We start from the raw sequence: 8,130 nt of genomic DNA, 5'->3' as shown, positions 1-8,130 counted from the left end.
GGGCCGCAACGTGACCGGCACCTCGGTGGCTTTTGCAGGGCAAGCCGCCTACGCGGAGCTCCTGCACGAGGTGCTGGGCGAGGAGGGAATCCAGGTATCCCAACTCATCATCGGCGGGCGCATCATCGCCGGCGACCCGGAGAAGGACCCGGACGTCCTCGCCGGCATCCTGTGGGACCTGCACACCCGGCGGGATCGCTTCCGGCATCAGGTCAGCGAGGACTGAGCAGGCGAGGGCCCCAGATCCGGCGGCAGCGCCAAGCCTCTTCAGCAATCCCGTGGGACGATTAACAGGTGACCGTCCTGCCCACCTCCATCCGTGCCGCCGCCCTGTCCGCGGTGTGGGAGCCGGAGGGCGCGTACCACCTCGCCCGAACCATCGGGATCCTCCAGTGTGGTGCGCAGGACCCGGCGCACCTCGTCACCAGAGGCGCGCACTGGCTTGCTTTCCGGAACGACGCCGGTGCCACTACCCTCCGCCTCGTGCAGCGTGGCACGCTGAGGTCGGCACGAATTGAAGCGACGGCGTGGGGCCCTGGATCAGAGCTCGCCCTGGAGTGCCTCCCCCGGCTCCTCGGAGCAGCTGACGACTGGTCCCGGTTCGACGATCCCGTCTACCGCGAGACCCTGCCCGCGCTCGCCCGCAAGGGCCGCTACCTCAACCCCGGCCTGCGGTTGCCCACCACCGGCCGGATGCTCGACGCCGTCGCCCGCTCGGTCCTCGAACAGAGGGTGACCGCGCTCGAAGCCAAACAGTCGTGGCGTTATCTGTTGAACCATTACGGCGATCCCGCTCCCGGCGCCGGTGATCACGCTCCTGCCGGGCTCCGGCTCCCGCCGACCGCCGAGCAGTGGCGCCGCATCCCCTCGTGGGAGTGGCACACGGCCGGCGTGGACGCGCAGCGTTCCGGAACCATCCTGAAAGCCGCGCTGGTGGCCTCCGGACTCGAACGGCTCGCCGGTCTTCCCAATGCGGAGGAGCTCCGAGCCGGACTCCGCTCCGTCCCGGGCATCGGCGTCTGGACCGTGGCCGAAGTGCTCCAACGGACGCACGGGTGCCCCGATTCGATCTCGGTGGGCGATTTCCACCTTGCCGCCTATGTCGGCGCCGCGCTCACCGGCAGACGGACGGACGACGCCGGCATGATCCGCGTGCTGAAACCATGGGCGGGCGACCGGCAGCGCGTGGTGCGGATGCTGTATGCGAGCGGATTCCGGAAGCCCGCCTTCGGTCCAAGGCTGTCACCGGAGGACCACCGGCGAAGGTAGAGGACAGCGCGAGCCCGGCTAAGCTCGAGGAATGAGCGAACCTGTGGATGTCCTTGCCGTTTTCACCCCGAATGAGGGAGAGTTCTTCCGCGTGAAGCTCGCACTCGAAATCGCCGTAGAGCGGGTCGTCGAGGAGCCGGGCTGCATCCGGTACGAGATCACCGACGCCGCGGAGGACCGCATCGTACTGACGGAACAGTGGGAATCGACGGAACTGCTCGATCTGCATCTGACGGGCCCTGCGGTCCAGGACCTTGGAGAGTCACTCAGCGCGCTCCTGGCGCGGCCCCCCGAGGTCACGCGCTCGGACAAGCACGCCTGAGTTCCGCCCAGGAACGACGGTTTCGCCGGGGGAACGACAGTTCCGCCCAGGAACGAGGAAGCCCCCGCTCACTGGCGGGGGCTTCTTCGAAATCGGCTCAGTTCTCCTGCGAAGGAGCGGCCTGTCCATTGCCGGCCGTCGCCTGCTGGGCAACCTGTTCGTGGACTGTCTTCATATCGAGGCCCTTGACGGCGTCGACGAGTTCCGTGAACTGGCTGGCGTTCATGGCCCCGGGCTGCGAGAACACGAGCACCTTCTCGCGGAAGGCCATCAGGGTGGGGATCGAGGTGATGCCCGCTGCCGCGGCGAGGGACTGCTCCGCTTCGGTGTCGACCTTGGCGAAGGTGACGTCGTCGTGCTGCTGGGAAACGGCATCGTACACCGGCGCGAACTGCTTGCACGGGCCGCACCACTCTGCCCAGAAGTCAACGAACACGATGTCGTTGCCTTCGATGGTTTCGGGGAAGCTTGCTTCGGTGATATTGATTGTCGACATGCTTTAACGCTAGCGAAGATGCCCGTCGATGTCGCCCTCTGTTCGCTGAGGATGAAGGGGGCCGAGGATCAGGAGGACGCACTTGCCCGCCGAAACGCAGAACTGCTTCCCTGTCACCGATGCCGCAGCGTTCCTCCTCGGCACCTGGGAGGCCGGGCGCACCCTGGTGGACGCTGCGGGAAGTCGGCAGGGAACTTTCACCGGCACCACGACCTTCACGCCCGACGACGCCGGCCGCCTGTCCTGGGTCGAAACGGGTACGGTCTCCTGGCAGGATTTTCGGGGACCCGCCTTCCGGGAGTACCTTCTGGAAGCGGGAACTGTGCCTTCCAGCCTCCGCGTGCTGTTTCCCGACAGGCGGCCGTTCCACGACCTGGACCTTTCAACAGGCTCCTGCACGGCGGAACACTGGTGTTCACCGGACGCCTACCGAATCCGCTTCACCGTCCGCACGCCGGACGTGATCGAGTACTCCTGGGATGTCCACGGGCCGGCGAAGGACCAGTTGCTGACCACCGTGCTCCGTCGTCGGGCATCACCAGCGTTGCCGCATGAGCTTTGAGGCCTCCGACCGGGTGTCCACACCGGTCCTTGAGGTCGCCTACGAGACGGTGGGGCCGGTGGACGGCCCGCCCGTGGTCCTGCTGCACGGCTTTCCCTACGACGTTCGCGCGTTCGACGACGTCGCCCCGCTCCTCGCGGAGCGCGGCCACCGGGTCCTGGCCCCCTACCTCCGCGGATTCGGTGCCACGCACTTCCACGAAAATGTCCCGGAGGGGGACGCCCCGCGGTCCGGACAGCAGGCGGCCCTTGCACAGGACCTCCTCGACTTCCTGGACGCCCTCGGGATCGGAAGCGCTGTCCTGGCAGGCTACGACTGGGGCGGCCGCGCGGCGTGCATCGTCGCCGCACTTTCCCCCGAGCGCGCGTCAGGGCTGGTGACCGCGGGCGGCTACAACGTCCAGGACATCGCCCGGGCCATGGAACCGGTGGACCCTGAGGTTGAGCGCTCCTACTGGTACCAGTACTACTTCTCCACCGAGCGAGGCCGCCGTGGCCTCGAAGCGAATCGGGACGCACTGTGCGAGCTGCTGTGGCGAACCTGGTCGCCTGACTGGCGGGGCGCGTCGTCGTCGTTCCCCGCGAGCGCACCGAGTCTGCATAATCCGGATTTCGTGGACGTGGTCATCCACTCCTACCGGCACCGCTACGGCCTTGTCGAGGGTCATCTCCGCTACCAGGAGCTGGAGGATCGGATCGCGGCACAGCCGGCCATCACGGTGCCCACCATCGTGCTCGAGGCCGGGAACGACGGCGTCGGCGGTGCGACCAGCGCCGAGGACCGGCATCACTTCCGCGGACGGTACGAGCTGCGGAACCTACCCGGTGTGGGACACAATATCCCGCAGGAGGCGCCGGACGCCTTCGCCCGGGCGGTTCTTGACCTGCTTCCGCCCGGTTAGGCCTTTGCCCGTCGCGCGCCCCGTCCCACCCGCCGGGGCCGCAGAACGCGCGGAAACTCGAACAGCAGGGTGACCGACGCGTGATCATCCCGGCTGTAGACGTACGCGACACCGAGCGGAATGCCGATTCCGAGTATCAGCAGCGTCGGGTACAGCAGCCAGGGGCCGGACAGCCCGACGGCGTCGGCAAGTGCCACGGTGATCATGATCGGCGCGAGGTGTGTGACGTAGAAGACGATCGAGTTCCTGCCGACGAACTCGAGCCAGTGCCCGGCGCGCCCACGAGAAACCAGGGGGAAGAGCCATGCTGCGAGCACCAACGCGCCCACCACACCCCAGGCGAACTGGGTCTGATAGAGCACCGCCACCTCCCTGGCGCTGAGGAGCGCGACGACTGCGGCGGCCGCTGCGGAGAGTGCGACCACCCACCAGCTCCGGGTGAACCGCAGCGCCGCGTCCCAGTTCTGGGCCGTCCATGCGCCCAGGAAGAAGAAGCCCACAAGGAAGGCGAGCATCTCGAACATCCCGCCGTTCGGCAGCACTGGGGAGGCGATGAAGGCGGCGAGGGACGGGTACAGGGGTGGAATTCTGCGCAGCGGAAAGGCGACCGCGTAGAACACGAGGAGGAACCAGAGGTACCAGAGGTAGGTGGGAGGGAAATAGGCGATTTCCGCGAGGTTGGCCGGTGTGAGGTTGGCGCTGGCTCCCAGGATGATGACCGACCAGAGGAGGTAGGGCCAACCGACCCTGGCGCCCTTGCCGGCGAAATAGGTAGCGGCAGGCTTGCTCAGGGACCGCGGCAGGAGGAGCCCGGAAAGGAACATGAGCACGGGGATGCGGAAGGGTTCAAGGAACTGGTTGAAGGTCTCGATGAATGCGGGAATGCCCTCGTCCGTGAAGCGCAGTGCCTCTCCCGCATGGAGGACGACCACCAGCAGGATCGCCGCACCGCGCAGGCTGTCGAGCCAACCGATCCTCGTGCCCGTCGCTGCTTCGATTGCCCTACCCCGTCATTGTCCCTTTCCCCTTGCCTACAGCCTAGGCGTTTCGGGACAGGAAATGGTCCCCCTAACCCGGTCTCAAGAGGCAGGGGGACCATCCGGCGTCTATAGCCGCCTAGGAGCAGCTCTACCGCTGCGGTGCTGGGGTAGCCGCCGCGGGAACTACTCCCGGTTAAACAGTGCGCTTACCATTAACAGCAGTCAATCCCACAGGGGTGGCGTACGCCAAGGGAGAAATCGGAAACTTTTTCGTGCCTCCCGATCCATGGGGATCGGCGGGCCGCCCGTACTGAAAACTGCCTTAAAACTGCGGTTGCCGCTATTGTCGGCAGTTACGGATGGGGATAACGTGGCAGCTGTTACTGCTTCGGGTCTCTGAATCATGCGAGGAAGTAACAGAGGGGTCCGTCCGGTGCTGGAGACAGGGGCGGGCCTCTCCTTTTACCGTCCTGGAAATGACGCGAGTGTTAGGAGACACGTTGTGATCATCACCCTCCCCGTCGAAGTCGGCGAGCCAGTGGCCTGTCCCCACCAGTATGTGGGCACTTGCGCGGACTGTCCGGACCAGCCGTAGCGGTGCCGTTACCCGCCACTCCCTGAAGACAAAAAGAGACCCGTCAGGCCTTCTTTCGAAGCCCTGACGGGTCTGATTCCCGCACCATTGCTGGTGAGTGGCAGATGAGGGATTCGAAACCTCTCAAAGGTGCAGGTCAGCGCCAAAAACCCCGGAATCACGCGGTTTTCGGTCACGTCCGTTCACACTGAATAGCCCTGTTTCCGGTGTGGATGTTGCCAAAATGTTGCCACAGGTATTCGCGAACAGTGTTGATTTAGCGAGAGTGCACGTGGTGAACTGCGAAAAGACAGTTTTGCGACGATGACCAGCGCTAGGAAAATAGATGAATGGGCAGCAACAGGACACTGCGGCTACCATCGGCCGCATGGCAAGGGAGAGCAACCGGGCGTGGAGACTAGCCCGCGAGGAAGACGAAAAGTATCAGGGACTGATACCAACCCCGTGGGCCCGGAGACGTACAGCGGTGAGGCGCACGATCGACCTTCTCGCCGCTGCAGCAGGGGAAGAATCAATCAGGCACGCAGTGGTCACCTCACATTCCAGTCCCTCGGAATGGCACACTTTCTTGGTCGTAACCGAAACGCTCGTCTTGCAAACTGAGGGCGGACAGCCTGCCCAATTGAACCCCAAGGTAACGATTACCGCCCGCACCTCGCTTCGGCAACTGGAATTATCCGAGAACTTCAGGGACATGGAGGGCGGACCGCTACAAGAGTCAGGCCTGCTGGGTCTAATCGCGCGGTATAAGGGCGGCTTCACCCTGAGCCTTCAAAGTGACGAAGCCTCCGCTCTCGAGATCGAACCAATTTTCAACGAGCTAAAGCGAGACCTAACACGCTAAGCCGCCAGGTCGACGGCGCGGAAGGGCCCCGCAAGCAATGCCTGCGGGGCCCTTATTCGATCCGGTGTTATGCGCTGGGCGGGACAGACCAGGAGGCCGCCATGAAACCGCCCATCGTTCCCCACGTAGCCCTCTCAAGGAGACCGGCGGGGTGGCGTTGACGCTGCGGCCGGAGAACTATGCCACCGGAACGGGAGCGGTGAGGTCAGCGACGCGCAGCGACTTCGGCGAGGTCAGTTCCAAGCCGAGCCGCACCTCGAGGCGAGCCTGAACGAGGTTCCGGCGGAAGTAGTCAACCGTCGTCGGTGCTGCCTCGGTGCCGCCGATTCCCACATAGGGGTTCCAGGCGAGGAGGGCACTTGACCTGGTAAGCAGGGTGACGACGCTCAAATCCCCGATGACAGCCTGGCCGGCTGGCATGTCGTTGGTCAGGGTGACGGGAGTGTTCCAGAGCGTCCGGGCCGGCGCGGCGGTCGGCTGGTTCGGGCCGAGGAGGAACCGCCCGTCGGCGTCCGTGGAAAGCTCCACGTCCATCCAGTCCGTCGGGTTCATGACGATGCCCGTTGCCGTGGTCCCGTTGGCCTCCAGATCACCGAGCGCCCGCCTGACGGTCTGCATGGCTGACACCGAGTAGGCGGTTTGCAGGACGCCGGCGGTATTCATGATCCCGGAAACCGGCGAGCCGTCCTCCGCGGTGCCGCCGTTGAGGATGAAAGCCGAGACCGCGGATTCGATGCCGTAGGTCAGTTCCGAGACGAGGAATTCGTCAAGCGATCCGTAGTCGGAAAGGTGCTGGACGGCGATCGGTTCCGCCAGGTGGGCGATCGTTGCAATGCTGTAGTCGACCGGTTCCAGACCGTACCGGGAAATGGGCTTCAACGAGCCAGCCGGGACGGTCGCCGCGTTTTTCTCGCGCAGCGTCTGGCGCAGGTAGGAGCCCTTCGGGGCATCCACCGGGCGAGTGTTTACTGCGTTCGGCAGGGAATACTCCGCTTTCGGGTCCGCGATTGCGCGCCCGTCGAATCCGACGCTGATAGCGCCGTTCGGGACGAGCTGCTTATTGACGGCGGGGCCGCCTACGGTGCTGGCGGCCAGGTCGAGGGCTTTGCGCATTTCCCCGGCGAAAGCCTCCGCCCGCTCATAGTGGCCGCTGCGCGCGCCGGCTGCTTTCCTCGCCGTGGCCCGGAAAGACGAGCCGCCATCTCCCACGCCCGCGGGATTGTCGTCGTTGTGGGTCGAGGACTGAGTGCTTCCACCGGAGACCGCGGCGTTGAGGGCGTTCGCTGCGCTGGTCGAGCGCTGAATCATGCCCTCGACTTCGTTGATTTCTCGGAGTACGACGTCGACGCGGGTGCCGTCCGCCGCCGTGAATTCGAGGGGCTTGTCGAGGGCTTTCGTGCGGAGGGTTGCCGCTTCCGCTTTCAGCGCTGCGAGCCGTTGTGCTGGTGTCATGATGTTGCCGCCGATCTTGGTCGAGTCGTTTGGTTCTTCCGAGGCGGCGGTAAAACAAGTCAAACAGGGCCGGCGGCTGAATGTGCGGAAAAGCTGGCCGCCGGCCAAACGATTTTTAGGAGCCGGCCCGGTGCTCGGCTTCCAGCTCGTCGAGGCGCTTGCTGTAGGCGTCGAAAAACTCGTCAGGCCCGACGCCGGTCGGCGTGCGAGCCGCTGCGGCGAACATGTTGAGCGTCATCTTTTCCACGGCTTCCAGTTCGCCGGCGGGTAGTTCGCTGGCGGTGCGTTCCAGCACCGCCAGGGCGTCGGCGTCTTCTACGCTGGTGGCTCGGAAGAGGGCGAGGGCGAGACGGTTGTGCGTGAAGTAGTTTTCGGTGAATGTCATGATCGGTTTCCTTCGTCGTCGGTGGTGCTGGTGGTCATGCGAATGGGTTGTCACTGTCGGCGGCGGGGGTGCGTTCCTCGCCGCGTCTTGCCGCCGGAGTGAGGCACAGTTGCACAGCCCAAAGCCGGAGCTGCTGGGATGCTTCCCTTGCGGCGGCGAGGCTCGGATTGCGGACCACGCGGGCCCGGTCGGCGCTTGACCGGCCCTCGACGGTGACGCCGCGCTCGGCCACGTCCACCGCCGCCGCACAGAAGTCCGCCCAGAACGTGCAGTAGGCGATAAGGCCCGCCCGGTCGGCTTCGGCGAACCGGTCAGGCTCGCCGG

The 8,130-nt window shown here is 65.3% G+C and carries 9 protein-coding genes and 1 pseudogene; 5 read left to right on the top strand and 5 right to left on the bottom strand.

Annotated features, from left to right (window positions below):
- From Y705_RS18505 to Y705_RS0108495, 3 genes and pseudogenes are all read left to right on the top strand, one after another.
- A pseudogene (locus Y705_RS18505) lies at positions 1-226 on the top strand (SDR family NAD(P)-dependent oxidoreductase); the annotation flags it as partial.
- Positions 227-294: 68 nt separating this feature from the next.
- Positions 295-1,269: a DNA-3-methyladenine glycosylase family protein gene (locus Y705_RS0108500; protein ID WP_026532553.1), complete on the top strand. Its 975-nt coding sequence runs from the start codon at positions 295-297 to the stop codon at positions 1,267-1,269.
- 31 nt (positions 1,270-1,300) lie between these two features.
- Positions 1,301-1,591 carry a putative quinol monooxygenase gene (locus Y705_RS0108495; protein ID WP_026532552.1) on the top strand — a complete coding sequence of 97 codons (291 nt, stop codon included), beginning with the start codon at positions 1,301-1,303 and terminating at the stop codon, positions 1,589-1,591.
- 97 nt (positions 1,592-1,688) lie between these two features.
- Here the strand turns inward: Y705_RS0108495 and trxA are convergent, their stop codons facing one another.
- Positions 1,689-2,087 carry a thioredoxin gene (trxA, locus tag Y705_RS0108490; RefSeq protein WP_026532551.1) on the bottom strand — a complete coding sequence of 133 codons (399 nt, stop codon included), beginning with the start codon at positions 2,085-2,087 and terminating at the stop codon, positions 1,689-1,691.
- An 82-nt stretch (positions 2,088-2,169) separates the two neighbouring features.
- Here trxA and Y705_RS18500 point away from each other — a divergent pair, with 82 nt between their 5' ends.
- Together Y705_RS18500 and Y705_RS0108480 are read left to right on the top strand one after the other, a co-directional pair.
- Entirely contained in the window at positions 2,170-2,649 is a 480-nt protein-coding gene (locus Y705_RS18500; RefSeq protein ID WP_081737919.1) for a DUF6314 family protein, read from the top strand.
- On the top strand, positions 2,639-3,550 hold the full coding sequence (locus Y705_RS0108480; RefSeq protein ID WP_026532550.1) for an alpha/beta fold hydrolase: 912 nt from the start codon (positions 2,639-2,641) through the stop codon (positions 3,548-3,550). Before Y705_RS18500 ends, Y705_RS0108480 begins: the two co-directional genes overlap by 11 nt.
- Here the strand turns inward: Y705_RS0108480 and Y705_RS0108475 are convergent.
- The 4 genes from Y705_RS0108475 to Y705_RS18495 all read right to left on the bottom strand — a co-directional run.
- Positions 3,547-4,524: an acyltransferase family protein gene (locus Y705_RS0108475; RefSeq protein WP_275450802.1), complete on the bottom strand. Its 978-nt coding sequence runs from the start codon at positions 4,522-4,524 to the stop codon at positions 3,547-3,549. The genes Y705_RS0108480 and Y705_RS0108475 overlap by 4 nt on opposite strands.
- 1,622 nt (positions 4,525-6,146) lie before the next feature.
- A complete protein-coding gene (locus Y705_RS0108465; protein WP_155849987.1) occupies positions 6,147-7,421 on the bottom strand; it encodes a phage major capsid protein in 1,275 nt (424 codons plus the stop codon).
- 115 nt (positions 7,422-7,536) lie between these two features.
- Complete coding sequence (locus Y705_RS0108460; protein ID WP_026532546.1) at positions 7,537-7,806, bottom strand: hypothetical protein; 270 nt, start codon at positions 7,804-7,806, stop codon at positions 7,537-7,539.
- Between the two features lie 34 nt (positions 7,807-7,840).
- A partial coding sequence (locus tag Y705_RS18495; RefSeq protein ID WP_162149060.1) for a P27 family phage terminase small subunit occupies positions 7,841-8,130 on the bottom strand: 290 nt, incomplete at its 5' end.

The sequence above is a fragment of the Arthrobacter sp. H41 genome (genome assembly GCF_000520535.1).
Taxonomy (GTDB): Bacteria; Actinomycetota; Actinomycetes; order Actinomycetales; family Micrococcaceae; genus Arthrobacter_D.
Note: the sequence above shows the minus strand (reverse complement) of the source record. Positions and strands in the feature narration are given on the sequence as shown.

Coding starts and splice junctions, on each gene's coding strand:
- Y705_RS0108495 (WP_026532552.1), top strand. CDS start 1,301: ATGAGCGAACCTGTGGATGTCCTTGCCGTTTTCACCCCGAATGAGGGA.
- Y705_RS0108460 (WP_026532546.1), bottom strand. CDS start 7,806: ATGACATTCACCGAAAACTACTTCACGCACAACCGTCTCGCCCTCGCC.
- Y705_RS0108465 (WP_155849987.1), bottom strand. CDS start 7,421: ATGACACCAGCACAACGGCTCGCAGCGCTGAAAGCGGAAGCGGCAACC.
- trxA (WP_026532551.1), bottom strand. CDS start 2,087: ATGTCGACAATCAATATCACCGAAGCAAGCTTCCCCGAAACCATCGAA.
- Y705_RS0108480 (WP_026532550.1), top strand. CDS start 2,639: ATGAGCTTTGAGGCCTCCGACCGGGTGTCCACACCGGTCCTTGAGGTC.